The organism is Rhodococcus sp. GA1 (genome assembly GCF_024321955.1).
GTDB lineage: Bacteria > Actinomycetota > Actinomycetes > Mycobacteriales > Mycobacteriaceae > Rhodococcus > Rhodococcus pyridinivorans.
On record NZ_CP097186.1, the window covers coordinates 1,165,700 to 1,191,198 of the forward strand.

Here is a 25,499-nt window from a genome sequence, read left to right on the forward strand (position 1 = left end):
CTCCTTCCGTGAGGCAGGTGGTACGTGGGTGGCCCCGGCCAGCATGCGCTCGCCGGGGCCACCCCACACCTGGACTACTTGTTACGGGCCTTCTCCCGCGACCGCGCACGCGCACGGTCGGTCTGCGAGAGGTGCAGCTTGCGCACGCGCACGTCCTCCGGCGTGACCTCGACGCACTCGTCCGCAGCACAGAACTCGAGCGCTGCCTCGAGGGTCAGCTCGATCGGCTTGGCGAGGGTCTCCATCACGTCGGCGGTCGAAGAGCGCATGTTGGTGAGCTTCTTCTCGCGGGTGACGTTGATGTCGAGGTCCTCGGCGCGCGGGTTGATGCCCACGACGTGGCCCTCGTAGGTGTCGCTGCCCGGTTCGACGAAGAAGGTGCCGCGGTCGGCGAGCTGGATCATCGCGAACGGGGTGACCGAGCCTGCACGGTCGGAGACGAGCGAACCCGTGTGGCGGGCGCGGATCTCGCCGGCCCACGGCGCGTAACCGTGGAAGATGGCGTTGGAAATGCCGGTGCCGCGGGTCTCCGTGAGGAAGTCGGTACGGAAACCGATCAGACCACGCGACGGGATGATGAACTCCATACGAACCCAGCCGGTGCCCTGGTTGGTCATCTGGACCATCTTGCCCTTGCGGTTCGCGAGCAGCTGGGTGATGGCGCCGAGGTGCTCCTCGGGGCTGTCGATGGTCAGCTCCTCGTAGGGCTCGTGGAGCTTGCCGTCGATGGTGCGGGTGACCACCTGCGGCTTGCCGACGGTCAGCTCGAAGCCTTCACGGCGCATCTGCTCGACGAGAATGGCGAGGGCGAGTTCGCCTCGGCCCTGCACCTCCCACGCGTCGGGGCGTCCGATGTCGAGGACGCGCAGCGAGACGTTGCCGACGAGCTCGGAGTCGAGCCGCGTCTTCACCATGCGAGCGGTGAGCTTGTGGCCCTTGACCCGGCCGACGAGCGGCGAGGTGTTGGTGCCGATGACCATCGAGATGGCCGGCTCGTCGACGGTGATGCGCGGCAGCGCCACCGGGTTCTCCGGATCGGCAAGCGTGTCGCCGATCATGATCTCCGGGATGCCGGCCACGGCGACGATATCGCCGGCGACCGCGACCTCGCCCGGCTGCCGCTCGACACCGACGGTCTTGAGCAGCTCGGTGATCTTGACGTTCTTGACGCCGTCGGCGTGCATCCACGCGACGGTCTGGCCCTTGCGCAGCTCACCCTGGTGGATGCGCAGCAGCGCGAGACGACCGAGGAACTCGGAGGCGTCGAGGTTGGTGACGTGGGCCTGCAGCGGCGCCGACGGATCACCCTTGGGTGCGGGGATGCACTCCATGAGGACCTCGAAGAGCTCGTCGAGGTTCTCGGCGTCGGGGACCTGGCCGTTCTCGGGCTGCTTCTTCGAGGCCTTGCCCTCACGACCGGAGGCGTAGAGGACGGGCAGCTCGAGGGCGAGCTCGGCGGCTTCGGCGGCCTCGTCGTCGAGGTCGGACGCGAGGTCGAGCAGCAGGGTCTGGCTCTCCTCGACGACCTCGGCGATGCGGGCGTCCGGGCGGTCGGTCTTGTTGACCACGAGGATCACCGGCAGCGACGCGGCGAGCGCCTTGCGGAGCACGAAGCGGGTCTGCGGCAGCGGGCCCTCGGAGGAGTCGACCAGCAGGACGACGCCGTCGACCATGGACAGGCCGCGCTCGACCTCACCGCCGAAGTCGGCGTGGCCGGGGGTGTCGATGACGTTGATGACAGTGACGGTGCCGTCCGGGTGGTGACGGTGCACCGCGGTGTTCTTCGCGAGAATGGTGATGCCCTTCTCGCGCTCGAGGTCGCCCGAGTCCATGACCCGGTCGACGAGTTCCGCACGTTCGGCGAACGCGCCCGACTGGCGCAACATGGCGTCGACGAGAGTGGTCTTTCCATGGTCGACGTGCGCCACGATGGCGACGTTCCGAAAATCAGCGGTGCTCACGCGATAGCTCTCCTGGCTGTAGTCCGGCCACACGGCACTGGACCCGGTCGGCACCTCGCCCGTACGGCGTTCGTCTCGATGGCCGCGACGCGAGATTGCGAGCTACCTGCCCCGTCCGATTCTCGGCGTGCAGGCACTGCGGCCGTCAATACACTTTACAGGCCGTTCGTCGGTCGCCGCTTCTACCTCATCAGATACCCGCAGGTCGGCGACGATCGGGGTGACGCTCGACACTCCCCCAGGAGACGTAACCGCCGAATCCGGCACCACATGCACCCCTGGGTCCGTGAGTAAGGGGATGCTAACCTTCGCCCGCCGGTGATTCGCCGCGCGCAGGACCGTGGAAGGCAGGCGGGACGTATGGGGAAGGTGAAGGCGAGCAAGGTCGCAGGCCTGAAGCCGAAGAAGAAGTGCTGCCGCAAGAAGACGCGGTGCCTCAAATGCCCCGTCGTCGTCATGCGCATGAAGAAGGTCGAGAACGACGGGCTCAGCAAGAAGGAACTGCGCAAGTATCTCGACAAGGCCCGCGCCGCCTGACCACCAGGCATGCGCCGTATGACCTCAGCGCCGCAGATGTTCGCGTAGATCGGGAATCCACGCACGATCGGCCGGGACGAGATCGACCTCCCCGAGTTCGTCCGCGTCGACCCACCGCAACGCCGCGTGGTCCAGCGGCTCGGGATCACCCGAGACGAGTTCGACCCTGTAGGCACACAACTCGCGACCTCCGGCCAACGGCACCGCGACCCCCAGTCGCTCCGCACCGCGCACCTCGACACCGAGTTCTTCCCTCAGCTCCCGCACGAGCGCCGCCTCCACGCTCTCCCCCGGTTCCGCCTTGCCTCCGGGCAACTCCCACAGGCCCGCGAGGTCGACGGGCCGCGTGCGCTGGGCGAGCAGCACGCGTCCGTCCCGGATGACGGCGCCGGCCACGACGTGCCCGTCGGGCGCCGGTGTACTCGCGGACGATGTGCTTGCAGACATGACGTGCATCGTCCCAGAATGAGTCATGTCCCAGCTGCTGACGGACGGAGAGATCGACGCCGCGCTGGCCGAGTTGCCGCACTGGCACCGCGCGGGACAGTCGCTGGTCCGCACCATCGAGGCGCCCACCTTCCCCGACGCGATCGCACTCGTCGACCGGGTGGCCGTCGTCGCCGAGGAGGCGAATCACCATCCGGACATCGACATCAGGTGGCGGAAGGTGACCTTCGCGTTGAGCACGCATTCCGCCGGTGGCATCACGGAGTCGGATCCGGCTCTTGCGCGTCGGATCGACGAGGAGGCACGGCGCTCGGGTCTGTAGTCACCCGTTCGTCCTGCCCCTCACGTCCCCGGGCCGCGAGGATCACGACGACGTAGACGGCGAGGACACCGACCACGTTGACGGCGCCGAGCCAGGCGAGCGGAGCGGGACGTTCGACATCCCAGATCGAGTTCTGCGCCGTACTCAGTACCCACGGAACGCCGATCAGCGTGACCGCGGCCCAGCACGCGGCGACGATGCGGGCTCCGAGCGACCGCGCCAAGGGTCCGTAGAGAAGCCACAGCAGCAAAGGGACCACCCACACCCAGTGGTGGACCCACGAGATGGGCGAGACGAGCAGGCCGAACAGCTGCACGATCAGCAGCGTGCCGAGACGGTCGCGCGTTCCGTCGGGCAGCGGTTCCAGCGACCGCCACGCCGCGAACGCGAGGACCGCGCAGACCACGACGCCGACCAGCCACACCGGCCCGAGTCCGACGTCCTCACCCGCGATACGACCCAGCGCTCCGCGCAGCGACTGGTTCCACACCGACACGACCGGCCCGATCCGATCCGCGTCGCCGAAGAGGGACCCGAAATAGGTGGCGGCTTGGGAGCCGAGCACGAGCAGGCTCACCAGGACGGTCCCCACGAAGACGACCGCGGAGAACACCGCCTCGCGCCAGCGTCGCTGCGCGAGGAAGTACAGGCCGGTGATGGCAGGCGTGAGCTTGATCCCGGCGAGCACGCCGACGAGCCCACCCGACAGCCACCACCGGGAACTGCGGGCCGCGAGCATCACGCCGAGGACGAGAAAGACGTTGATCTGGCCGTAGTCGAGGGTCGTGCGTACCGGCTCGGTCCATATGCCCGCAGCCGTCCACAGCATCGCGACACCGACCCACGACCGGCTCCGTGCCCGCGCGTCCACGACGAGTTCGAGCGAGATCCACACGACGGCGAACAGCGCCGCGACCGTCAGCAGCTGCCAGGCCACGCCCAGGATTCCGAACGGGATCAGGTGCAGGGGCAGGAAGACGAGCGCGGCGAAGGGCGGATAGGTGAACGGCAGGGGGAAGTCGGGGGTGTCCTCCGAATAGGTGAACCCGTAGAGGTCGCCCTGCAGCAGAGCGGCCGATCCGTCGACGTAGACGTGCAGGTCGACGAGGTTCATGCCGTTGGGAGTGATGAATCCCCAGGCGATCCGGACGACGACGGACAGCGCCAGTAACGCCGCGCACCACCACATCCGGTGCGAAGGAAACCCTCGTGGCACTGCGGTGCGGCCTCTCCCGTCGAACGTCCGTCCGGTGAACCGGACCCGGCGAAGGAGATTACCGTTCCGATAGGCATGCAAACGAACCGGAGTTCACTCCCGTAACGATTTCATCTACAGTCACAATCTTCTCAGGTCGAACGCGTTATGTTCGACAGGATCCGAGGGACGGAACACCCCGTGGTTAGAATCCCGAACCAGCGATGGGCGCGCCGTTCCGAAACGGCAGGCTTGTCCCGTGTGCGGGGGGTCCATAGAGTGTCTCCTCGAGCCGTCAGCATCCGGTCGTTCGTCCCGAACAACCGGATGCTTCAACGACAAGGATGGGGAACAGTGCTTCGTACTCGAGGAATGCGACGGGCGCTCACGCTGTGCGCACTCGCCGCCACCGCGGGATTGGCCGTGCCTACGCAGGCCGTCGCGCAACCGGCGCCACCCGTACTGCCGGACCTGGCAGGGCTCATCGAACTGCCCCAGTTCGAGATTCCCGCTGATCTTTCCGTAGAGTCGTTGACCGACCTGCTCGCCGGGGTCCGGGCGAACCCCGAAGAGGCCGAGGCCCTGGCTTCCCTCGCGCCCGCGATCATCGGTGCGGCCGCGGGCCCCGCCGATGTCGCCGACGCGGCCGACGGCAAGAACGACCTGCTGGCGCAGGCCAAGGAACTGCTCGCGAACTCCGAGCTCCCCGAATCGGTGAAGAGCACGCTCCAGCGCGTCATCACCTTCCTCGATGGCAGCGGCGGCGGCGGACCCGAGATCCCCGAGCCCGGCGCCGTGGTGATCTCGCAGTTCCTCTACCCGACTATCGGCAAGGGCTGCATCGGCGACAGCCAGGACTCCGTGGGCACCGCCCTCGCGGTCGCGGGTCCGTCGCACCTTCCCCCTCCCGGACCGGGCGCAGGCCAGACCGGCTTCGTCTTCACCGCGCTGGGCACCGCACCCGCCGCCGGCGAACAGCAACAGCCGCTCACCCTGAGCTGGGTCAACGTCTCCAACGGACGCACGGGCACGCAACCGCTCACCAACGACGCGAAGATCAACCCCGACGGCCCGACCACGCTGAGCGCGATCGCCGACACCGGTTCGGGTCAGGTCCTTGCCGTGATCTCCGGCGGAATCACCACGCAGGACGAGGGCGCCGATCCGCGTTCGTGCACCTTCCTGCCCACCGTGGGTCTCGTCGCCGTTCCCTGATTCACGTACTCACGGAAGGCCGCCGGGAGTTTCTCCCGGCGGCCTTCCGCCGGGCGTGATAGACCGGAGCATGGCCTTCACCGCGGCGCGCATCCCGTCGAAGCAGAGTCGTCTGCGGCACCTGGCCGGCGCCGCGTCCGTGAACTCCCGGCGCTCGCTCCTCTCTCACCGCTCGATCCTGTCGATCGCCTCGGAGCGGTCGATCCTGTCGATCGGTTCCTCGTACTCGATCCTGTCGATCGGTAGCTGCGGGTCGGTCCTGTCCATCGGCTCCGTCGGGTCGTTCGGTTCGGCGTTGTCCTCACTGTCGTTCGCGAGTCTCGGTTCGGCGTTGTCCGGGCTGTCGCGCTGGTCGCTGCTGGCGTGGCGCGGCGATCATGCCGCCCCCGACGAGCATCCGCCGCTCTCGATCACCGTCGACGAATCCGAGCCCGACAAGCATTGTCAGTCCTGACACCGGACGCCGGTCGAACGGCCACGCAGGACCGGACGGGGTGAGGGTACTAGGGATCGACGGCCCTGCCGTGTTAGACAACGATGGCAGCGTCGTTCGTATTGCGCCCAAATTGTTGTCGTAGGCCGCGTCACCCCGGCCCCGGACCGAGGAGCCGCATGGCCGTAGAGACACCGCTCTCCACCAGGGAGGTTCCTGCCCCGCGCGGCATCGTGCCGGTCCTCGCGACCGTCGGTATCAGCGTCGCGCTCATGCAGACCCTGATCGTCCCGATCCTCCCCCGACTGCCGGTGCTCGTCGGCGCGACTCCCGAGGACACGTCCTGGGCCGTGACGGCGACTCTGCTCGCCGGCGCGGTGGTCACCCCGATCAGCGGTCGCCTCGGCGACATGTTCGGCAAACGCCGGATGCTGCTGACCTCGCTCTCGCTGATGGTGCTCGGTTCGGCGGTCTGCGCGCTCGCGGCGACCCTCGTCCCGCTCGTGGTCGGGCGGGCGCTGCAGGGCGCCGCGATGGGCGCCATTCCGCTCGGGATCGCGATCCTGCGCGACGAGCTGCCCTCCCGACGACTCCCGGGCGCCATGGCCACCATCAGCGCCACGATGGGTGTGGGCGGTGCGATCGGGTTACCGGCCGCGGCCTTCGTCGCCCAGGCGACCGACTGGCACATGCTGTTCGTCGCGTCGCTGGTCCTCGGCCTCGTCGGTATCACCGCGATCCTGTTCGTCGTGCCCGAGTCGTCGCACCGCAATCCGGGACGTTTCGACATCGCCGGGGCGCTGCTGCTCTCCGTCGCCCTCGTGTTGTTGCTGCTGCCGGTCACCAAGGGCAACGACTGGGGTTGGACCGCCCCGGCCACCCTCGGGATGCTCGCCGGGGCACTCGTGGTGTTCGTCGGCTGGGGCCTGTACGAACTGCGGATATCGCGTCCGCTCGTGGACCTTCGATTGTCGGCCCGCCGACCGATCCTCATGACGAATCTCGCGTCGGTCGCGATCGGCTTCTCGATGTACTCGAACATCCTGGCGTTCCCGCAGCTGCTGATGGCACCGACGGAGACCGGCTACGGCTTCGGGCAGACGATGGTCACCGCCGGTATCGCGCTCGCCCCCGCGGGGCTCGTCATGATGGCGCTGTCCCCCGTCTCGGCGCGCATCACGACGCGGTTCGGCGCGCGCGTGACCCTCGGTTGCGGCACGGTGCTCGTAGGCCTCGGATACCTGATGGCGTACGTGCTGTACCAGGAGGTCTGGCACATCGTCGGCGCGTCGATGCTCATCGGCGCCGGCATAGGCCTCGCCTACGCCGCGATGCCCGCACTCATCATGGGTGCCGTGCCGCTACGCGAGTCCGCCGCGGCCAACAGCCTCAACACCCTGATGCGGTCCATCGGCACGACGAGTGCCGCAGCGGTGGTGGGCGTGATGCTGGCAGTGATGACCCAGCGCATCGGCGACTCCGTGGTGCCCGCACTCGAAGGGTTCCGCGCCACCTTCCTGGTGGCGACGGGGGCGGCGGTGGTGGGACTGGTCTTCACGATCCTCATCCCGCCGCCGGGCCGCTCCGTGCGACCCGTCGACGACACCCGACCGGATCGCTAACTGCCCGGCAGTCCTGGGTCGGAACTCGGTGCGCTGCCGGCGAGCGACCACTGGCCGTAGTCGGGCGTGAGCACGTGGTTGATGTCGACGCCGATGCCCTCGATCCGAACCTCGCCCGGAATCTGGTGCAGGTTCGCCCGCGGATGCACGTAGCCCTTGGGCGTGCCCCAGTCGTGCTGCCAGTAGAAGGACCCGAGGGAGACCGCCGACGCCCAGTCGATCGTCGGCGAGTTGGCATACACACCGAGATTTCCAGCGCCGACCACTTCCTGCCAGCCCAGCAGGTACGGCACGACCTGGAGCGTGAACTGCTCGAAGGTCGGGTTGTCGTCGATCGAGGCGTAGATCGGCCGGTTCTCCGGGCCACCGGCCGCGTAGTGGAGGTCGAGGCCGCGCCGGGCGTGCTTCAGCCCCGCCTCGTAACCACCGAGCCAGTCGGCGGTCGCGGCCTTGCCGTACTGGTAGCACGAGACCACTTCGAGTCCGCTGTCGAGCAGCGCATCCGCTTCCCGTCCGGTGAGCGGCTTGGCGCGCATCCAGGCGGCATCGGGTCGTGCATCGGACACGTACCGGATGGCGCCGATATGGCCGGCGGCGCGGATCGACGACGGCGACGGTACGGCGGCCGAGTAGTCGATGATGGTCCCGAGCACCGGGCGTCCCTGAGCCAGACCCGGTGCGCCGAGCGCAGAGATCAACGCGACGCCCGATCCGAGCGTCGCGTACCGCAACATGTCCCGCCGCGAAAGGCTCATCGCAACCTGTCCTTCGTATTGCCGTCTGTACGTCCGCCGTATTGCATCACAATCACAGGCGTCCCACCGGCCACACCGAGAATTCGACAGGTCGCGGCAGGCGATATCCGCAACGGCGCTACGAGGTCAGCGGCCGGACAGTTCGGCGAAGAAGGCCGGCACCAGGGAGACGTCCTCGACCGTCCGCACCGTGGAACGGACACCGAGACCGTGCTCCTTGAGCAGATCGCACAACCCGTCGCCGTCGACGAGATCGATCGGCGGGGCGCCGTGCCGGTGGGCTTCGGCGCGCGCGTCCTCGGTGAACGATCCGGTGGCGACGAGCAGACCCTTCTCGCCCCGCCCGACCATCGCGGCGCGGAACTCGCGGACCACGTCGGCACCCGCCTTCTCCGGTGCCCGCAGGAAACGGAAGAACACCGAGAAGCTCAGCAGCGATACGCGCAGGACACCGGCGCCCTCGACGTGACCGGTGCCCTCGGGAGCGTGGGATCCGCCCGGGGCCGGAATCGTCAGGGTGGTGAATCCGGCCGCGCGCAGTACCGCGGTGGCGAGCCGTTCGAAACCGTCCTCCGACAGGTCGGCGACGGCACCGAGGACGGGTTCGCGCCACAGTTCGGGATCCTCGGGGGCGGCTGCGAGCGGCACGACCTGGGCACCCTGCGAGACGTTCCGCACCATGCGCTTGCGACGCTTCTCGGCCGTGTACGCGACCTGCATGGGCTTGATCTCCGACTCGCGCACGGCGCGGCCACGGTCGGTCACGCTCCACACACCGCGGCGGGTATTCGACAGCAGACCCATGCCCTTGAGGTAAGTCCGGGCCCAGGCCAGCCGGTATTCGATCTCCGTTCCGGGGCCGTCACCGTGGAGTACCGCCTGTGCGGCCTCGGACAGTCCCGTCCGGGAGATCACGGCGGAATCGATCTCCTCGATGACACCGGATCCGCCGAGTTCGATCACCGCCTGCACGGTCGGCCAGAGAAGATCCGTGTACGGCGGCAACGTGGCCTCGTCACCTCCGGTGTTCCGGACGGAGTTTCCGATCGCGTTCCGGCGCTGCACACCTTCCCCTAACGTCGCGGCCGTGCGGCCGCACTATCAGTCCTGCACGTAGGCAACAACCCTATCCGATGCACGGTCCCCGTCCGTGGGTGTGGGATCGGGCGCGCCGAATCACGAACCGATCGCCCTTCCTGGTCCTACGATTGCCCCACAGAAGAATCGCCTCCACCGAAGCGAGTCGTCATGCAACGTCCGGCGCCTGTCGACCTGGCACACCATCCGCATCTCAGTGGCCTGTTCGCGCCTCAACGCGAGGAAGTGGACGTCCGCGAGCTGGAGGTCCACGGGGAACTGCCCGCAGATCTGCACGGAAGCTACCTCCGCAACGGACCCAATCCGCGCTTCGACCCGATCGGTCACTACGTCTACCCGATCGACGGCGACGGCATGGTCCACCGCGTGCAGATCGCCGGGGGCACCGCGCGCTACACGAACAGGTTCGTGCGGACCCCGCAGGTCGTCGCGGAGGAGAAGGCCGGTCGCGCGCTGTGGGCCGGCATCACCGATCCGTACTTCCCTCCCGAGGAGGAGGTCGGGCCCGACCTGGCGAACACCATGCGCGAGCTGCCGGACATCAACATCGTCCGGCACGGCGGGCGGCTCATGGCGATGGCCGAAGCGGCGCCACCGTACACCCTGGGTTCCGACCTCGAGACGCTCGGACGCGAGACCTTCGACGGAACCCTGCCGGTCGGGCTGACGGCGCACCCGAAGATCGATCCGCACACCGGCGAGATGGTCGCCTTCTGCTACATGCTCGACCCGCCGTATCTGACCTGGTCGGTGGTCGCACCGGACGGGACGGTGACGCGCGCGCCCACCCCGATCGACGGCATGGACCGGCCGTTGATGATCCACGACATGGCACTGACGCCGACCTATGTCGTTCTGGTCCTGGCCCCGCTCGTGTTCGATCTCTCGCAGATCTTCTCCGGCGGGTCGCCGCTCGACTGGAAGCCGGATCTCGGAACGCGTGTCGCGCTCGTCCCCCGCGACAGCGGCGCGGTGCGGTGGTTCTCGACCGACACGTTCTGGATGTGGCACACCGCCAACGCCTTCGACCTGCCCGACGGCGACGTCGCGCTCGACTACGTCGAATGGTGTTATCCCGGCGGATTGACTCGGCAGAGCGAACCGAACCGGTCCACCCTGAGCCGTGCGGTGATCGGACGGAACGGGATCACGCGGACCGTCCTGTGCGAGCGCGACATGGAGTTCCCGCGCATAGACGACCGGTCCACAACCCTCGGTCACCGCGTCGTAGCGACGATCGGCAAGAGCGGATCCTCGAACCTACCTCCTGGATCGGCCGATTCGTTGTGCTGGTTCGACGTACAGGCGGGTACGGAGTCGGTGTGGACGCACGACAGTCTCGCTCCCGGCGAGCCGATCCTGATGCCGGGAGACGCGGCGGACCACTGGGGCACCATCGCCACCGACCGCGAGGACATGTCGAGCTGGTTCCTGATCTTCCCCGCATCCGACCCGGCATCGGGCCCGATCGCGCGGGTCCGTCTGCCGATCCGTGTCCCGGCCGGCTTGCACGGAGCCTGGCTCCCGCCGGACTGAGCGTCGCTCCGGCTAGTTTGGGTGGATGGGTTTCACGCGAGCCGAACTCGAGTCCTTCCGCGATGCGGTGATCCCCGATCTCGTCGCGCCCGGTTGCCGCCTGTTGTTCGTCGGCATCAATCCGGGATTGTGGACCGCGGCGACGGGAGCCCACTTCGCGCGGCCCGGAAATCGCTTCTACCCCGCCCTGTTCCGTGCCGGCATCGTCGACCGGCCGATCGACGCGTCGTCCGGTATGAGCGACGCCGACCGCGATCACCTGCTCGAGCGGGGTGTCGGCATCACGAACCTGGCGCCGCGTGCGACGGCCCGCGCCGACGAGCTCACCGACGAGGAACTGCGTGAGGGCGGACGCCATCTGGCGCACGTGGTGGCGGAGTTCCGCCCTCGCGCCGTGGCGGTCGCGGGCATCACCGCCTACCGCGCGGCCTTCGGCCGGCGCAAGGCGAAGGCCGGGCGGCAGGACGACACGATCGGTGACGTCCCGTTGTGGGTGGTGCCCAATCCGAGCGGGTTGAACGCCCACGAGACGGTGGAGTCGCTGGCGCGGGCCTACGCCGAACCGGCCCGGGCGGCCGGCATCCTGTCCTGAACTACCGCTGAGCGCCGAACACCTTGTCGAGGAAGTGGGTGGCGCGGTAGCCGGGCGGTGTGCCCTGCACGACGACCGCCCATCCCTCGGAGTTCTCGGTGCGCAGCGGGAGGATCGCCTGGTACTCCGGGGATTCGTACCAGGACCGGGCACGGTCGACGTCGGGGAATTTACCCCGGAAGTAATGGTGACCGTTCCCCGCTGGCTCTACTGTCGGGTGCATGACCACGGTCGACACTCCCCACGCCGGCGCCCTGCTGCGGGCATGGCGCGAGCGCCGCGGCCTGAGCCAGCTCACCCTGGCCCATACCGCCGGCATCTCGTCGCGGCATCTCAGCTTCGTCGAGACCGGCCGGTCCCGCCCGTCACGCGCGACCGTGCTGAAGCTGAGCGACCGGCTGGACATCCCGCTGCGCGAACGCAACACCATTCTGGTCGCGGCGGGACATGCGCCTGTCTACCCCGAGCATCACCTCGGCGATATGCCGATGGCGGCGATCTCCGACGCGATCACGCGAATCCTGTCGTCGCACCACCCCTTTCCCGCACTCGTCGTCGACCGGCATTGGACGATGGTCGATTCCAACGACGCCGTCGGGGTGTTCGTCGAGGGGTGCGCTCCGGAACTGCTGGAACCGCCGATCAACGTGCTGCGACTGACTCTGCACCCGCGGGGACTGGCGCCGCGCATCGTCGATCTCGGGCAGTGGCGCGGTCATCTGCTCGCCCGGCTGCAACACCAGATCGGTGCGACCGCCGACCCTGTCCTGCTGCGCCTGTACGACGAACTCGCCGGTTATCCCTGCGACGATCCGGTGGAGGAGATCGAACCGCATTCGCTGGTCGTGCCGATGCGGTTGCGGACCGAGGCCGGCGAGTTGTCGTTCTTCAGCACGACCACCCTCTTCGGGACCCCGCTCGACGTGACGGTGTCGGAACTGGCGATCGAGGCGTTCTATCCCGCCGACGAGGCGACGGCCCGGGTCCTGAACGGATCGTGATCGCCGAATCGGCCGATCACGAACGGTTTCCGCGCTAACGTGGGAGGTGCGCGTCTGCCGAGCGGATCATGCGGAGGACACCGACATGAGCACTGCGAAATGGTGGGTTCTCGATCAGCGGGAGTCCGGCTTCGCCCTCGAACACCGCCCCAGCGGCGACCTCGTACTGATGAACACCGCGACGTCGGAAGAACACGTCCTGCACGGCTACGTGTGGAAGCACTGTCCGCACTTCGGCCTGCAGATCCAGAGCGAGGGCCCACCCCCGTACGGACCGTGGGTGGAGAACCCCGAGGAGTGAGTTTCCCTCACGGGATCATCCGTAGCGGCGTGTGCTCGCCGGTGGCGGTGTCGATCAGCACCGCGCGATCGAGTGTCGCTTCGATGGGCAGCACGTCGTAGACGACCGCGCCCAGACGATCGAGTTCCTCACGCCGGGTTCGGGGACTCAGCGAACAGTGCGGGGTCCAGCGTCCCGGGACGTAGTAGCGGTGCAGGTCCGCTCCCGTCGTCTCCACGACCCGCACGACGCGGTCCTGTCGCTGCACGAGTTCGGACGAGGGGGCGGGCACGAGCGACGCCCGGCCGCGCCGGAACAGTCCGAGCGTGTCGATGTAGACCGGGACCGGTCCCCCGTCGGGCACGCCCTCGAGGGCCGAGACGACGGCGGCCCGGTCGTAGGTCCGCAGTACCGCGTACGACAGGTGCGGCACGTGCTTGCGGTGCGTGTGGGTGAGCAGGGTCGGGATGCCGCTCTCCTCGAGCCGGCCCCACAGGCGCCGGATCGCGCGGTCGGTCTCGGTGTCGAACAGGAGACAGACCGCCAGCGCCATCAGTTGAGTGTGGCGTGCCAGACGAGCGCGGCGGCGAGGGCACCGGCGCCGTTGAGCGACCAGTGCAGGGCGATGGGCGCGAGGATGCTGCCGCTGCGACGACGCAGCCACGTGAAGACGAAGCCCGCGGCGGCGGTCGCGATCACCGCGCCGACGATGCCGGCGATCTGCGCGAGCAGCCCGGCACCGAGGAAGGCGCTGAGGCCGGCGTTACCCGCCGTGAGACCGAACGACGAGGCGACGTGCCACAGCCCGAACAGCAGGGATCCCGCGGCGAAGACCCCGCGTGCGCCCCACACTCGCTCGAGGGTTCCGTGGAGCACCCCGCGGAAGGCGAGTTCCTCGGGGATGACGGTCTGGAGCGGGATGATGATCATCGAGGCGACGAGGGCACCGGAGATCGTGGCGTAGCGCTCGGAGAGGAAGAACTGCCTGGTGAACGGCAGGGCGATGCCGATCGCCACCACCGCCAGGACGAGGGCCACGGCTGCTACCGAGTAGAGCGTCCCCTTCTTCCAGTGCCGGGGTGAGAGGCCGAGTTCCGACCAGCGCATGCCGCGTCGACGCATCATCGCGACCAGCACGCATGCTGCGATCGGCACGGTCGCGATCGACGCCCACGCCGTGGTGAAGTGGGCGATCAGGTTGGTGGTGACGAGCACCGCGATCACGACGGCGAGATCGATCCAGGCGTGGAAACGGGAAAGCCAGGCCAGCGACGGCAGGCGTCCGGTCTCGGGCGAGGGCAACCGTTCGATTTCTACGGTCACGTGCGATCCCTCCGGAAACTCTCGAACATCCGGTCAAGTGTACGGATCGGGGCCTGCCGGCCGCCGTGACGGCGAACACTCCGGCCTCGACTTCCTTCCGGGATTTCCGGTCGTCGGCGACATAAACACGCCGCCGAAAGTCGCGAGACGCAGGTCACATCGAGTTTGCAGGTCGAGTCCGTCACATGCCCCGTTGTCAAGGCCTTGCGCCGGCGCCGCTAACGTGTACGGCGATCACCAGCCCTCTTCCAGGAGAAACAATGGCCGACTTCCTCTACGAGGACCTGCTGCCGATCGGGGAAGACCCCACCGAGTATCGGTTGCTGACCACCGAGGGGGTGTCCACCGTCGAAGGACCCGACGGCCGCACCTTCCTGAAGGTGGAACCCGAGGCCCTGCGCCTGCTCACCGAGACCGCGCTGCACGACATCTCCCATTACCTGCGCACGGATCACCTGAAGCAGCTGGCGAGCATCCTCGAGGACCCCGAGGCGTCGAACAACGACAAGTTCGTTGCGCTCGACCTCCTGAAGAACGCAAACATTGCCGCCGGCGGCGTGCTGCCCATGTGCCAGGACACCGGCACCGCCATCGTCATGGGCAAGCGCGGCCAGCAGGTGCTCACCCCGGGTGACGACGAGGAGTCCATCGCGCGCGGTGTGTACGACGCGTACACGAAGTTGAACCTGCGGTACTCGCAGAACGCCCCGCTGACGATGTGGGACGAGAAGAACACGGGCAACAACCTGCCGGCGCAGATCGAGCTGTACGCGGACACCGCGAAGGGCCACGAGAACGCCTACAAGTTCCTGTTCATGGCCAAGGGCGGCGGATCGGCCAACAAGTCGTACCTGTACCAGGAGACGAAGGCCATTCTGAACCCGGACTCGATGATGCAGTTCCTCGAGGCCAAGATCCGGTCGCTCGGCACCGCGGCGTGCCCGCCCTACCACCTCGCGATCGTTGTCGGCGGCACCTCCGCCGAGTTCGCGCTCAAGACGGCCAAGTACGCCTCGGCGCACTACCTCGACGAGCTGCCCACCGAGGGTGCCATCACCGGCCGCGGCTTCCGCGATCTCGAACTCGAGAAGAAGGTCTTCGAGCTCACCCAGAAGATCGGCATCGGCGCGCAGTTCGGTGGCAAGTACTTCTGCCACGACGTCCGCGTCGTCCGCCTGCCGCGCCACGGCGCGTCGCTGCCCGTCGCGATCGCCGTCTCCTGCTCGGCCGACCGCCAGGCCAAGGCCAAGATCACGCCCGAGGGTGTCTTCCTCGAGCAGCTCGAGTTCAACCCCGGTCAGTTCCTGCCCGAGGTCACCGACAGCCAGCTCGACTCCGAGACGTCGGGCGTCTCGGGCACCGGCAAGGGTGCCGCGGTCAAGATCGACCTCACCCGGCCGATGCCGGAGATCCTCGCCGAGCTGTCCAAGCACCCGGTCAAGACGCGCCTGTCGCTCACCGGTCCGCTGGTCGTCGCGCGCGACATCGCGCACGCGAAGATCAAGGAGCGCCTCGACCGTGGTGAGGAGATGCCGCAGTACCTGAAGGATCACCCGGTCTACTACGCCGGTCCGGCGAAGACCCCCGAGGGTCTGGCGTCGGGTTCGTTCGGCCCGACGACGGCCGGTCGTATGGACTCCTACGTCGACCAGTTCCAGGCCGCCGGTGGCTCGATGGTGATGCTCGCGAAGGGCAATCGCTCCAAGCAGGTCACCGACGCATGCCACACGTACGGCGGCTTCTACCTAGGTTCGATCGGCGGTCCGGCCGCGCGTCTGGCGCTCGACTGCATCAAGAACGTCGAGGTCGTCGAGTACGAAGAGCTCGGCATGGAAGCGGTCTGGAAGATCGAGGTCGAGGACTTCCCCGCATTCATCGTCGTCGACGACAAGGGCAACGACTTCTTCGCGCACACCGGCGAGGTCACGCTCACGGTCGGCAAGCGACCCGGTCTGTAGACCCGACTCGCTGTAGACGCACTATCCCGAACGGCCCGGCAGGATTTTCTGCCGGGCCGTTCGCGTTCGGGTGGATGTGCGCACCGTGCGGACAGAAACACGCTGCCGGAGCGTGTGCTCATGTCCACAGGACGAGCAAATTCGGACTCAAGCAGCGCAAGTGTGCGTCCGCGCGAGCACCGCGGGCGACTGCACGACCACCTGCTGCAGGAAGTCGAGGACGATGCCTGGTGCCGGTTCGGCGCCGGGTGTGAGCACCGCGCACAGTGCGCGGTACTGGTCGTCGCTCATCACGGGCGCGATACGGAAATGCGTGGTCATCGCGAGCGTGAAGTCGATCCCGAAGTCGCGGGCGCGGACCTGCAGCTGCGGACCGTGCTCCCCCGCGATCAGGCAGACGTCGAAGACGGCCCGTCCGGCGGTGTGCTCGAACGATGCGGCCGGAACGTTGTTGCGGACCATCTGCCGGTAGAGAGGTCGCAGTCCGCCGAGCACGACCGGCGGAAGCGTCACTGCTCGAGGACGGTCGGCGGTGAACATGTGATCACTCCTTCAACCCTGCGACCCCACCCGGGTCGCCCACTTCTTCTGGAATAAATCCAATAACTGGAACTATTCCAGAAAAACGTTCAAGACGCAACCACCTCGTTGGCCGATCATCCAACCGGCGCACCCGCGGCGAACCGAACTCTGTAGCGCTTGCACCTCCCCCGCCGCACGCCCACCGGACAGTATCGAATGCACCGACGAAAGGAGGGTCCGTGCAGCTCACAACGGCCCGGTTCGATGCGATGCCCGAGGACGAGGCCATCGCACTGTTGCTCGACTGCTGCTCGAGCCGGACATGGGCACACTCCGTCGTCGCAGCGCGCCCGTTCGGTTCGCGCACCGTGCTGCTCACCGCCGCCGCTGCCGCGGCCGAGAACCTCGACGGTGACGACCTCGCCGACGCCCTCGCCGGCCACCCGCGCATCGGCGAACGCAGCGAACACGCTGCTTCCCGCCGCGAGCAGTCCGCCGTCACCACGTCCGACGCCGACATCCTCGACCGGCTCGCCGCCGGCAACCGCGAGTACGAGGAACGGTTCGGGCACGTCTACCTCGTCCGCGCCGCCGGCCGCACGGCACCGGAACTGCTGGAGATCCTCGAGCGTCGCCTCCGCAACGACCCGGAGAGCGAGAAGGCCGAGATGCGTGCAGCGCTCGCCGAGATCACCCGACTCCGCCTCGAGCGGATCGTCACCGAGACCGCAGGGAGCCGCGCATGAACACCCTGAGTACCCACGTGCTCGACGCGACGGCCGGAGCCCCCGCGGTGGGGTTGCACGTCATCCTCACCGACACGCACGGAACCTCGTTGGGCGCCGGTGTCACCGACGACGACGGTCGTCTCACCGGTTTCACCGATCCATTGCCCGAGGGCACCTACCACCTGACCTTCGCCACCGGTGACTGGTTCTCGCGCCGCGGAGTCGCGTCCTTCTATCCGGAGGTGACCGTCACCTTCCGTATCCCGGAGGGCAGCAGCCACTTCCACGTGCCGCTCCTCCTGTCGCCCTATTCGTATTCCACCTACCGCGGGAGCTGACCACCATGACCGAACTGACCGGCAAAATCGTCCTCGGACCGCACCGCTACGGCAAGGCCGAGAATCGGGTGGTGCGCATCGTGCGCGACACCGACCGGCACGAGATCCGCGACCTGAACGTCTCGTCCTGCCTGCACGGCGATTTCGACGCCGCACATCTCGAGGGAGATCAGGGCACGGTGCTGCCCACCGACAGCCAGAAGCAGACCATCTACTCCTACGCCAAGGAGAAGGGCGTCGAGTTCGTCGAGGAGTACGGCCTCGCGCTCGCGCGGCATTTCGTCGACGACGTCGAACCCGTCCGCTCGGCGCGCATCGAGATCGAGGAGTACGCCTGGGAGCGGGTCGTCGTCGACGGCGCCGAGCACGACCACACCTGGACGCGCAAGGGATCCGAGGTCCGCACCGCCGCGATCACCGTCGAGGGCACCGGGACCGACCGACGCGAATGGGTGGTCGGCGGCCTGAAGGATCTCGTCGTCCTCAAGTCCACCGGCTCGGAGTTCCAGGGCTTCCTCACCGACCCGTACACCGTTCTCGAACCGGCGGAGGATCGCATCATGGCGACGAGCCTCCAGGCGCGCTGGCGGTTCGCATCGACCGACGTCGACTGGGACACCGTCTACGCGGGCGTGCGCGCCACCCTTCTCGAGGTGTTCGCGAACCTGCATTCGAAGGCCCTGCAACAGAGCCTGTACGAGATGGGCCGCGCCGTGCTCGAGCGGTACCCATCGATCGCCGAGATCCGCCTGTCCGCACCGAACAAGCACCACTTCCTCTACGACCTGGCACGTTTCGGAGTCGAGAACGCCGGTGAGGTCTTCCACGCCGACGACCGGCCCTACGGACTGATCCAGGCGAGCGTGCTGCGCGAGGACGCCCCCGATGCCGGCATCGCCTGGGAGCCCTACACCGGCGCCATGTGACCACTCACGCGGCACGACAACGGATACCGCTCACGCGAGAGCGGGTTCCAACGAACGCAGCGCGAGATACAGATCGAAGCGGTCACCGGTGCGCGCGAGGGAACGCCCGGTGAGCGCTTCGACCCGCCCGATGCGGTAGCGGACCGTGTTCAGGTGCACGTGCAGTCGATCGGCCGTGCGCCGCCACGATCCGTCGCAATCGAGGAATGCCTCGAGGGTCGCGAGCAGACCCGCGTCGGTGCGTCGGTCGTGTTCGACGACGTCCCCGAGCAGCCGGTCGGCGTAGGCGCGACGCAGTTCGTCAGGCAGGGTCGACAACAGGTCGAGCGCCGAATCGAGTTCGGCACGTCGCACCGACACCGGACCCGGATCGTTGTGTGCTGCAGCGCATGCCGATGCCGCCGCGCGGACCGCGCCGGCCGGGTCGTCGTCGGAACTCTGCCCGCCGACACCGACGAACATCCGGTCGCCGCGCAACGCCGGCGCGAGACGCCCGAGGCGTCGGCTCAACAGCCGTGCCACGTCGACGTCGCTGCCGATCGCCGGGGCGACCACCCTGTTCGCCGCGTCGATCGATGTGACCGCTCCGTCCAGGACGTCCTCGACGAGACCGCGTAGGACGTCCGGCGAGATCCGGCCCTCGGCTTCGGCCGCCACCGCGACCCGCGAGTCCGCAGCGCGCACGGTCGGGGTCCGGTCGGTGATCTCCCATGCCACCCGGCGCCGTTCGTCGCGCCGGATCCGATCGAGAGCGACCACCGCGGCGAGTTCGGAGAACGCCTCGACGCACTCCGGTCCGCTCTCGTCGTGCCGGATCACCAGGAACCACGCGTCGATCCGGTCCGTCAGTCCGCGTCCCACCGGCAGGACGGTGAAGTCACCGTCGAGCCGCAGTGGAAAGCGGTCGGCGGTCAACGCTGCTGCGGTGATCCGGTCGAGTTCGGCGTCGTCGAGCTCTGCACCTCCTGCGACCGTCACGCCTGTGGAGGTGATCAGCGCCGATTCCACCCCGAGCTGCTGCGCGAGTCCGTCGAGCAGCTCCCCCACACTCCGACCGTCGGCGACGGCGGCGAGCCATTGCCGCTGCCGTGCCAGTCCCGTCTGCAGACGATCCATCCGGGCTCCGGCCATCTGCCCGGTCATGTATTCGATGACCCGGCTGAACGGCACCTCGTCGGGCACGACCAGCAGCGGCATGCGATGTCGTGCACACGCCTCGATCACGTCGTCGGGTACCCGGCCGTGCAGGGCCTCGCCGGCGGCCATCGCCGTCACCCCCGCTCGGACGAGCCGTTTGACGAACAGGTCGGAGTCCTCGACGGAACGTCGCCACACCAGGCCGGTGAACACGAGCGAGCCTGCGCTGACGTAGCGCGTGGGGTCGGGCATGTCGGTGGTGCACGCGCGCAGCACGGGACGGCTCAGGGCCTCCGCGTCGCCGTGCAGTACACCGATTCCCAGCCCCGGCGCCTCCACCACATCTCGAAGAAGCACGATGTTCACCTCCTGGTGACGGTCTTGGACGATCGCACAGTACGAGCCGCGGATTTCCGAGGTGTTTCGTGCGTGCTGCCGCAGAGGTACATCTGTTCGGCGCAGTTGACTGAAGACTCCCGACGATCCGAGGAGTCGACTATGCACGCGCATCCCACCACCCGGCCGCTCGTCATCCGCGGCGCACACGTGGTGAGCATGGACGCCGCCCGCGCCGAACACCGCGACGGTTATGTCGTCGTCTCCGGCAACCGGATCGTCGCGGTCGGGTCGGGCGAACCGACCGGCTACGACGATGCGCAGATCGTCGACGGCACCGGTTGCGTGCTCACCCCCGGCCTGATCAACACCCACCACCACCTGTACCAATGGATCACGCGTGGGCTCGCCGCCGACCACACCCTGTTCGAATGGCTCACCACCCTCTATCCAGTCTGGGCCGGCATCGACGCCGACGCCGTGCACGTCGCGGCCAAGGGCGCACTCGCGCATCTGGTGCGCACCGGATGCACGACCAGCACCGACCACCACTACGTCGTGCCCCGCGAGGGCGGTGACGTCTTCGGCGCGGAGATCGCCGCAGCGGCCGAGGTCGGTATCCGCTTCCATCCCTGCCGCGGGTCGATGGACCTCGGTGCGAGCGCCGGGGGTCTGCCGCCCGATCACATCGTCGAGGACATCGACGCGATCCTCGAGGGCAGCCGCGAGGCCGTCGACCGCTGGCACGATCCGTCGTTCGATTCGATGTTGCGGGTCGCGCTCGCGCCGTGCTCGCCCTTCTCGGTGACCGGTGAGCTGCTGAAGCAGTCCGCGTTGCTCGCCCGCGATCTCGGGGTGCGGCTGCACACCCATCTCGCCGAGACCCTCGACGAGGAGGACTTCTGCCTCGAGAAGTTCGGATGCAAGCCCGTCCAGTACATGGAGTCGCTGGGCTGGACCGGACCCGACGTCTGGTACGCGCACGCCGTGCACCTCGACGACCGTGACATCGGTGTGCTCGCCGCGTCGGGTACAGGTGCGGCCCACTGCCCCACCTCGAACGCCCGGCTCGGTGCCGGCATCGCCCGCGCCGCCGACCTCTACGCCGCGGGCGTACCGCTCGGCCTCGGTGTCGACGGTGCCGCGAGCAACGAGTCGTGCTGCATGCTCGAAGAGGCCCACCACGCCGCACTGTTCGCCCGTGCCCGCAGCGGCCCCCGCGCCATGACCGTGCGCCAGAGCCTCGAACTCGCCACCATCGGCGGCGCCCGGGTCCTCGGACGCGAGAACGAGATCGGATCGATCGAACCCGGCAAGCTCGCCGACCTGGCGCTGTGGCGCATCGACGGCCTCGCCCACTCCGGCATCGCCGACCCGGTCGCGGCCCTCGTCCTCGGCAGCACACCGCCTCTCGAACTGCTCCTGATCAACGGTCGTGAAGTGGTCGTCCGAGACGAGGTCCGCACCGTCGACGAGGACGTCGTGGCACGGCAGGTCGCGGCGGAACACGCCGCGCTGGTCGCCAAGGCGGGGTGAAAGCGATGGATCTGCACAACATCACCGACTACGACATCGCCCGCGACCGCGCCGATCTGACCTTCGAGGACGGCGCGGCTCCGCTCGGCGGCGGCACCTGGCTGTTCTCCGAACCGCAACCGCACCTGCACCGACTCGTGGATCTGTCCGGTCTCGACTGGCCCGCAGTGACCCGGCATCCCGACGCTCTGGAGATCGCCGCGACCTGCACGGTCGAACAGTTGGCCGCACTCTCGGACGAAGCGGAACATCCTGCGGCACCGCTGTTCCGGCAGTGCGCCGAGGCACTGCTGGCGTCGTGGAAGATCTGGAAGCGCGCCACGGTCGGCGGCAACATCTGCCTGTCCTTCCCCGCCGGCGCCATGATCTCGCTGGCGACCGCACTCGACGCGGACGCGGTGATCTGGACGACCGACGGCGGCGAGCGGCGGCTCCCGGTGGCCGACTTCGTTCTCGGAGTCGCCTCCAACGCCCTCGCACCCGGCGAGATCCTGCGGAGCATCCGGATCCCGTTGCACGCTCTGAACTCCCGCACGGCCTTCCGCAAGATCGCCCTGTCGCCACTGGGGCGATCGGGAGCGGTCGTGATCGGTCGACGAGATCTCGACGGCAGTGTCACGCTCTCGATCACCGCGTCGACGGTGCGTCCCTGTCTCCTGCGGTTCACGGAAGTCCCGTCGGCACAGGCGTTGTCCGACGCACTGGCCCGTCTCGTCCCGACGACCAGCTACTACACCGATGCGCACGGCGCAGCCGACTGGCGACGTGCCGTCACCGCGGTTCTCGCCGAAGAAGTGCGCACAGAACTGACCGACACTGCGCTGTCGACCACTGCGTCGTCGAATTCGGAGGTTCAGCCGTGAAACTCACCGTCAACGGCCGCGAATGCGACGTCGACCCCCGGCCCGGCCAGTGCCTGCGCACCCTGCTGCGCGAGACCGAACACTTCGAGGTCAAGAAGGGCTGCGACGCCGGCGACTGCGGCGCGTGCTCGGTCCTGCTCGACGGCGAACCCGTCCACTCGTGCGTGGTCCCGGCCGTGCGGGTCGAGGGTCGTGAGGTCACCACCGTCGCGGGTCTGGGCACCCCCGACGACCTGCATCCCGTCCAACAGCAGTTCGCCGACGCCGCCGGTTTCCAGTGCGGCTTCTGCACCGCCGGCATGATCGTCACCGCGTCCACCTTCAGAGACGAAGATCTCGACGACCTGCCGAAACGCTTGAAGGGCAACCTGTGCCGGTGCACCGGCTACCGGTCGATCGAGGACGCCCTGCGGTCGCGCACCAACGTCGAACAGGTCGACGGCCCGTCGTGCGGCCGCTCGCAGCGCGCACCCGCCGCGACGCGCGTCGTCACCGGCACCGAGCCGTACACCCTCGACACCACCGTCGAAGGCCTGCTGCACATCGCCGTCCTCGGCAGCCCGCACACCCATGCGCGGATCGTCTCCGTCGACTCTTCGGCCGCCGAGGCACTCCCCGGTGTCCACGCGGTGCTGTACCACCGCGACGCCCCCGCCACCGCCTACTCGACGGCCCGTCACGAGAACCGCAACGACGATCCCGACGACACCTACCTGTTCGACCGGGTCGTGCGCTTCCGGGGACAGCGGGTCGCCGCGGTGGTCGCCGAGAGCCCGGCGATCGCGCACCAGGCGCTCGCGTCGATCCACGTCGAGTACGAGGAGCTGCCCTTCGTCCTCGATCCCGACGAGGCCCGGCAGCCGGGGGCTCCCCTGCTGCACGCCGACAAGTCCCCCGACGCACGCATCGCCGATCCCGGACGCAACGTCGTCGCCGCGATCCACGGCAGCAGCGGGGACGTCGACGCGGCGGTCGCCTCCGCTGCGGCGGTGGTGCAGGGACGCTGGCAGACCCACCGGGTCCAGCACACCCACCTCGAAACCCACGGGGCCATAGGGTATCTCGACGAGACCGGACGGCTCGTCATCCGCAGTTCCACCCAGGTTCCGTTCCTGGTGCGCGACGAGCTGTGCCACATCTTCGGACTCGAACGGGACCGGGTGCGCGTGCACACCGCCCGGGTGGGCGGGGGTTTCGGCGCCAAGCAGGAGATGCTGGTCGAAGATGTCGTCGCGGCGGCGGTCCTGAGGACGGGCCGTCCGGTGCAGTGGGAGTTCACCCGCTCCGATCAGCTCACCGTCGCTCCGTGCCGGCATCCCATGCGGGTCGACGTCACCCTCGCCGCCGACACCGACGGTGTCCTCACCGCCCTCGCGATCGACGTGCTGGCCGACGCCGGCGCCTACGGCAACCACAGCCCCGGGGTGATGTTCCACGGCTGCACGGAGTCGATCGCGGTGTACCGGTGCCCGAACAAGCGCGTCGACGCCGAATCCGTGTACACGAACAACCGGCCGTCGGGTGCCTTCCGCGGTTACGGTCTCGGCCAGGTGATCTTCGCGGTGGAGTCGGCCATGGACGAACTCGCCGGCAAGCTCGGCATCGACCCGTACGAGTTCCGGCGCCGCAACATCATCCTGCCGGGAGATCCGCTGGTCGCCGCGCATCCCGAGGGCGCCGACCTGACGTACGGCAGCTACGGACTCGACCAGTGTCTCGACCTTGCCGAACGGGCGATGGCGCGCACGGGTGGCCGGCCCGCGCCGACCGGTGATCACTGGCGGATCGGCGAGGGTATGGCGCTCGCGATGATCGCGACCAACCCGCCCAACGGGCACATCTCCGAGGCGTCGATCGAACTTCTGCCCGACGGCCGGTATCTCGCCCGGGTGGGCACCGCGGAGTTCGGCAACGGCACCACCACCGTCCACACCCAGATCGCGGCCACCGCGCTCGGCACCACCCCCGACCGGATCGTTGTCCAGCAGTCCGACACCGACGTCACCACCCACGACACCGGCGCGTTCGGATCGTCGGGCACGGTCGTCGCGTCGAAGGCGCTGCTGGCAGCCTCCCACGAGCTGCGACGGCGGATGGCCAAGGCCGCCGCAGAGCTGACCGGCACCGACCCGGAGAAGGCCGAACTGCAGGCCGACGGCGTGCGGTGCGGCGATCGTCTCGTCACACCGGGAGAGTTACTGCAGGTCGCGGGTGGCCGGTTGCGCGCCGAGGGCCGGCACGGCGGACTGCCGCGGTCGCTGTCGTTCAACGTGCAGGCCTTCCGCGTCGCCGTCGACATCCGAACGGGCGAGGTGCAGATCCTCCGCTCGATCCAGTCCGCCGATGCGGGCACCGTCCTCAACCCCGAGCAGTGCCGCGGGCAGATCGAAGGCGGCGCGGCGCAGGCACTCGGCGCGTCGATGTACGAGGAGATCATCTCCGACGACGCGGGTCGTGTGACGACGGATGTGTTGCGCAACTACCATATTCCGCAGTTCGCGGACGTCCCGCGCACCGAGGTCTACTTCGCCGACACCTACGACGAACTCGGGCCGATGGGCGCGAAGTCGATGAGCGAGGCCCCGTTCAACCCGGTGGCCCCGGCGTTGGCGAACGCCGTGCGCAACGCCATCGGGGTGCGGCCGCACGAGCTGCCCCTGTCCCGCGACCGCATCTGGCGACTCATGCAGTGAGACCGATCCGTCGAGACCGGTGTTGTGTGCGATTTCCGGCCGGATTTCGCACACGACATCGGTCTCGTTCGTTGTACGGCCGGACACGCAACGCAGCCGTAACACGAAGTTGATGCAGCGGGGTCGATTCGACCCATCGCGCTGT

26 protein-coding genes are annotated in these 25,499 nt (G+C 68.3%); 16 read left to right on the plus strand and 10 right to left on the minus strand.

The annotated features are described in order from the left end of the window. Positions 1-74: 74 nt before the first annotated feature. Positions 75-1,961 carry a translational GTPase TypA gene (gene typA, locus M3330_RS05405; protein ID WP_006550583.1) on the minus strand — a complete coding sequence of 629 codons (1,887 nt, stop codon included), beginning with the start codon at positions 1,959-1,961 and terminating at the stop codon, positions 75-77. 360 nt (positions 1,962-2,321) lie between these two features. Here typA and M3330_RS05410 point away from each other — a divergent pair, with 360 nt between their 5' ends. Then, positions 2,322-2,498, plus strand: coding sequence for a hypothetical protein (locus M3330_RS05410; RefSeq protein WP_006550584.1), 177 nt, complete (start codon positions 2,322-2,324; stop codon positions 2,496-2,498). 24 nt (positions 2,499-2,522) lie between these two features. Here M3330_RS05410 and M3330_RS05415 read toward each other — a convergent pair whose 3' ends face one another. Beyond that, on the minus strand, positions 2,523-2,945 hold the full coding sequence (locus tag M3330_RS05415; protein WP_024103420.1) for a (deoxy)nucleoside triphosphate pyrophosphohydrolase: 423 nt from the start codon (positions 2,943-2,945) through the stop codon (positions 2,523-2,525). 25 nt (positions 2,946-2,970) lie between these two features. Between M3330_RS05415 and M3330_RS05420 the strand changes: the two genes are divergently transcribed. Next, on the plus strand, positions 2,971-3,267 hold the full coding sequence (locus M3330_RS05420) for a 4a-hydroxytetrahydrobiopterin dehydratase (protein WP_006550586.1): 297 nt from the start codon (positions 2,971-2,973) through the stop codon (positions 3,265-3,267). Here the strand turns inward: M3330_RS05420 and M3330_RS05425 are convergent. Then, positions 3,203-4,456 (minus strand): mannosyltransferase, encoded by a 1,254-nt coding sequence (locus M3330_RS05425; protein ID WP_019288041.1) that lies wholly within the window; start codon positions 4,454-4,456, stop codon positions 3,203-3,205. The two genes, M3330_RS05420 and M3330_RS05425, sit on opposite strands and share 65 nt — an antisense overlap. A gap of 378 nt (positions 4,457-4,834) precedes the next feature. On the opposite strand from M3330_RS05425, the gene M3330_RS05430 reads away from it, so the two are divergent. The 3 genes from M3330_RS05430 (at position 4,835) to M3330_RS05440 (ending at position 7,732) form a co-directional block, all read left to right on the plus strand. Continuing rightward, positions 4,835-5,677, plus strand: coding sequence for a hypothetical protein (locus tag M3330_RS05430; RefSeq protein WP_019288040.1), 843 nt, complete (start codon positions 4,835-4,837; stop codon positions 5,675-5,677). A gap of 70 nt (positions 5,678-5,747) precedes the next feature. Further along, a complete protein-coding gene (locus M3330_RS05435; RefSeq protein ID WP_019288039.1) occupies positions 5,748-6,131 on the plus strand; it encodes a hypothetical protein in 384 nt (127 codons plus the stop codon). A gap of 158 nt (positions 6,132-6,289) precedes the next feature. Continuing rightward, positions 6,290-7,732, plus strand: coding sequence for an MFS transporter (locus tag M3330_RS05440; protein ID WP_019288038.1), 1,443 nt, complete (start codon positions 6,290-6,292; stop codon positions 7,730-7,732). Here the strand turns inward: M3330_RS05440 and M3330_RS05445 are convergent. Beyond that, a complete protein-coding gene (locus M3330_RS05445; RefSeq protein WP_255027337.1) occupies positions 7,729-8,487 on the minus strand; it encodes a DUF1906 domain-containing protein in 759 nt (252 codons plus the stop codon). The genes M3330_RS05440 and M3330_RS05445 overlap by 4 nt on opposite strands. Before the next feature lie 126 nt (positions 8,488-8,613). Beyond that, entirely contained in the window at positions 8,614-9,552 is a 939-nt protein-coding gene (locus tag M3330_RS05450) for a winged helix-turn-helix domain-containing protein (protein ID WP_019288036.1), read from the minus strand. A gap of 183 nt (positions 9,553-9,735) precedes the next feature. On the opposite strand from M3330_RS05450, the gene M3330_RS05455 reads away from it, so the two are divergent. Together M3330_RS05455 and mug are read left to right on the plus strand one after the other, a co-directional pair. Then, positions 9,736-11,121, plus strand: coding sequence for a carotenoid oxygenase family protein (locus tag M3330_RS05455; RefSeq protein ID WP_037215772.1), 1,386 nt, complete (start codon positions 9,736-9,738; stop codon positions 11,119-11,121). 25 nt (positions 11,122-11,146) lie between these two features. Beyond that, positions 11,147-11,713, plus strand: a complete 567-nt coding sequence (mug, locus tag M3330_RS05460) for a G/U mismatch-specific DNA glycosylase (RefSeq protein ID WP_019288033.1) — start codon at positions 11,147-11,149, stop codon at positions 11,711-11,713. 1 nt (position 11,714) lies between these two features. Here mug and M3330_RS05465 read toward each other — a convergent pair whose 3' ends face one another. Continuing rightward, positions 11,715-11,936: a DUF1330 domain-containing protein gene (locus M3330_RS05465; protein WP_019288032.1), complete on the minus strand. Its 222-nt coding sequence runs from the start codon at positions 11,934-11,936 to the stop codon at positions 11,715-11,717. Between M3330_RS05465 and M3330_RS05470 the strand changes: the two genes are divergently transcribed. Together M3330_RS05470 and M3330_RS05475 are read left to right on the plus strand one after the other, a co-directional pair. Further along, a complete protein-coding gene (locus M3330_RS05470; protein ID WP_006550596.1) occupies positions 11,935-12,714 on the plus strand; it encodes a helix-turn-helix domain-containing protein in 780 nt (259 codons plus the stop codon). The genes M3330_RS05465 and M3330_RS05470 overlap by 2 nt on opposite strands. An 85-nt stretch (positions 12,715-12,799) precedes the next feature. After that, positions 12,800-13,015, plus strand: a complete 216-nt coding sequence (locus M3330_RS05475; RefSeq protein ID WP_026061451.1) for a hypothetical protein — start codon at positions 12,800-12,802, stop codon at positions 13,013-13,015. A 7-nt stretch (positions 13,016-13,022) separates the two neighbouring features. Here M3330_RS05475 and M3330_RS05480 read toward each other — a convergent pair whose 3' ends face one another. Both M3330_RS05480 and M3330_RS05485 read right to left on the minus strand, forming a co-directional pair. Continuing rightward, positions 13,023-13,547 (minus strand): 2'-5' RNA ligase family protein, encoded by a 525-nt coding sequence (locus M3330_RS05480; RefSeq protein ID WP_039586329.1) that lies wholly within the window; start codon positions 13,545-13,547, stop codon positions 13,023-13,025. Continuing rightward, entirely contained in the window at positions 13,547-14,296 is a 750-nt protein-coding gene (locus tag M3330_RS05485; protein WP_228045102.1) for a CPBP family intramembrane glutamic endopeptidase, read from the minus strand. Before M3330_RS05485 ends, M3330_RS05480 begins: the two co-directional genes overlap by 1 nt. 281 nt (positions 14,297-14,577) lie before the next feature. On the opposite strand from M3330_RS05485, the gene M3330_RS05490 reads away from it, so the two are divergent. Further along, the gene (locus M3330_RS05490) at positions 14,578-16,275 is read left to right on the plus strand and encodes a fumarate hydratase (protein WP_019288028.1); all 1,698 of its coding nucleotides are present in this window, start codon (positions 14,578-14,580) and stop codon (positions 16,273-16,275) included. A 147-nt stretch (positions 16,276-16,422) separates the two neighbouring features. On the opposite strand, the gene M3330_RS05495 is transcribed toward M3330_RS05490, so the two are convergent. After that, on the minus strand, positions 16,423-16,815 hold the full coding sequence (locus tag M3330_RS05495; RefSeq protein WP_006550601.1) for a hypothetical protein: 393 nt from the start codon (positions 16,813-16,815) through the stop codon (positions 16,423-16,425). Positions 16,816-17,036: 221 nt separating this feature from the next. On the opposite strand from M3330_RS05495, the gene uraD reads away from it, so the two are divergent. The 3 genes from uraD to pucL are packed head-to-tail and all read left to right on the plus strand — an operon-like array spanning position 17,037 to position 18,789. Beyond that, positions 17,037-17,543, plus strand: a complete 507-nt coding sequence (gene uraD / locus M3330_RS05500) for a 2-oxo-4-hydroxy-4-carboxy-5-ureidoimidazoline decarboxylase (protein ID WP_255027367.1) — start codon at positions 17,037-17,039, stop codon at positions 17,541-17,543. Beyond that, positions 17,540-17,863: a hydroxyisourate hydrolase gene (gene uraH / locus M3330_RS05505; RefSeq protein WP_019288025.1), complete on the plus strand. Its 324-nt coding sequence runs from the start codon at positions 17,540-17,542 to the stop codon at positions 17,861-17,863. The genes uraD and uraH overlap by 4 nt, the downstream gene beginning before the upstream one ends. A gap of 5 nt (positions 17,864-17,868) precedes the next feature. Then, on the plus strand, positions 17,869-18,789 hold the full coding sequence (gene pucL, locus M3330_RS05510; protein WP_255027370.1) for a factor-independent urate hydroxylase: 921 nt from the start codon (positions 17,869-17,871) through the stop codon (positions 18,787-18,789). A gap of 30 nt (positions 18,790-18,819) precedes the next feature. Here pucL and M3330_RS05515 read toward each other — a convergent pair whose 3' ends face one another. Then, entirely contained in the window at positions 18,820-20,283 is a 1,464-nt protein-coding gene (locus tag M3330_RS05515) for a PucR family transcriptional regulator (protein WP_255027372.1), read from the minus strand. A 141-nt stretch (positions 20,284-20,424) separates the two neighbouring features. Here M3330_RS05515 and M3330_RS05520 point away from each other — a divergent pair, with 141 nt between their 5' ends. The 3 genes from M3330_RS05520 to M3330_RS05530 are packed head-to-tail and all read left to right on the plus strand — an operon-like array spanning position 20,425 to position 25,354. Then, a complete protein-coding gene (locus tag M3330_RS05520; RefSeq protein ID WP_255027374.1) occupies positions 20,425-21,798 on the plus strand; it encodes an 8-oxoguanine deaminase in 1,374 nt (457 codons plus the stop codon). A gap of 5 nt (positions 21,799-21,803) precedes the next feature. After that, positions 21,804-22,661 carry a xanthine dehydrogenase family protein subunit M gene (locus M3330_RS05525; protein WP_255027376.1) on the plus strand — a complete coding sequence of 286 codons (858 nt, stop codon included), beginning with the start codon at positions 21,804-21,806 and terminating at the stop codon, positions 22,659-22,661. Beyond that, positions 22,658-25,354 (plus strand): molybdopterin-dependent oxidoreductase, encoded by a 2,697-nt coding sequence (locus M3330_RS05530; RefSeq protein WP_255027378.1) that lies wholly within the window; start codon positions 22,658-22,660, stop codon positions 25,352-25,354. The genes M3330_RS05525 and M3330_RS05530 overlap by 4 nt, the downstream gene beginning before the upstream one ends. The last annotated feature ends 145 nt before the right edge of the window (positions 25,355-25,499 follow it).

Coding starts and splice junctions, on each gene's coding strand:
- M3330_RS05410 (WP_006550584.1), top strand. CDS start 2,322: ATGGGGAAGGTGAAGGCGAGCAAGGTCGCAGGCCTGAAGCCGAAGAAG.
- M3330_RS05415 (WP_024103420.1), bottom strand. CDS start 2,945: ATGTCTGCAAGCACATCGTCCGCGAGTACACCGGCGCCCGACGGGCAC.
- M3330_RS05420 (WP_006550586.1), top strand. CDS start 2,971: ATGTCCCAGCTGCTGACGGACGGAGAGATCGACGCCGCGCTGGCCGAG.
- M3330_RS05425 (WP_019288041.1), bottom strand. CDS start 4,456: ATGTGGTGGTGCGCGGCGTTACTGGCGCTGTCCGTCGTCGTCCGGATC.
- M3330_RS05430 (WP_019288040.1), top strand. CDS start 4,835: ATGCGACGGGCGCTCACGCTGTGCGCACTCGCCGCCACCGCGGGATTG.
- M3330_RS05435 (WP_019288039.1), top strand. CDS start 5,748: ATGGCCTTCACCGCGGCGCGCATCCCGTCGAAGCAGAGTCGTCTGCGG.
- M3330_RS05440 (WP_019288038.1), top strand. CDS start 6,290: ATGGCCGTAGAGACACCGCTCTCCACCAGGGAGGTTCCTGCCCCGCGC.
- M3330_RS05445 (WP_255027337.1), bottom strand. CDS start 8,487: ATGAGCCTTTCGCGGCGGGACATGTTGCGGTACGCGACGCTCGGATCG.
- M3330_RS05455 (WP_037215772.1), top strand. CDS start 9,736: ATGCAACGTCCGGCGCCTGTCGACCTGGCACACCATCCGCATCTCAGT.
- mug (WP_019288033.1), top strand. CDS start 11,147: ATGGGTTTCACGCGAGCCGAACTCGAGTCCTTCCGCGATGCGGTGATC.
- M3330_RS05470 (WP_006550596.1), top strand. CDS start 11,935: ATGACCACGGTCGACACTCCCCACGCCGGCGCCCTGCTGCGGGCATGG.
- M3330_RS05465 (WP_019288032.1), bottom strand. CDS start 11,936: ATGCACCCGACAGTAGAGCCAGCGGGGAACGGTCACCATTACTTCCGG.
- M3330_RS05475 (WP_026061451.1), top strand. CDS start 12,800: ATGAGCACTGCGAAATGGTGGGTTCTCGATCAGCGGGAGTCCGGCTTC.
- M3330_RS05480 (WP_039586329.1), bottom strand. CDS start 13,547: ATGGCGCTGGCGGTCTGTCTCCTGTTCGACACCGAGACCGACCGCGCG.
- M3330_RS05490 (WP_019288028.1), top strand. CDS start 14,578: ATGGCCGACTTCCTCTACGAGGACCTGCTGCCGATCGGGGAAGACCCC.
- M3330_RS05495 (WP_006550601.1), bottom strand. CDS start 16,815: ATGTTCACCGCCGACCGTCCTCGAGCAGTGACGCTTCCGCCGGTCGTG.
- uraH (WP_019288025.1), top strand. CDS start 17,540: ATGAACACCCTGAGTACCCACGTGCTCGACGCGACGGCCGGAGCCCCC.
- pucL (WP_255027370.1), top strand. CDS start 17,869: ATGACCGAACTGACCGGCAAAATCGTCCTCGGACCGCACCGCTACGGC.
- M3330_RS05520 (WP_255027374.1), top strand. CDS start 20,425: ATGCACGCGCATCCCACCACCCGGCCGCTCGTCATCCGCGGCGCACAC.
- M3330_RS05525 (WP_255027376.1), top strand. CDS start 21,804: ATGGATCTGCACAACATCACCGACTACGACATCGCCCGCGACCGCGCC.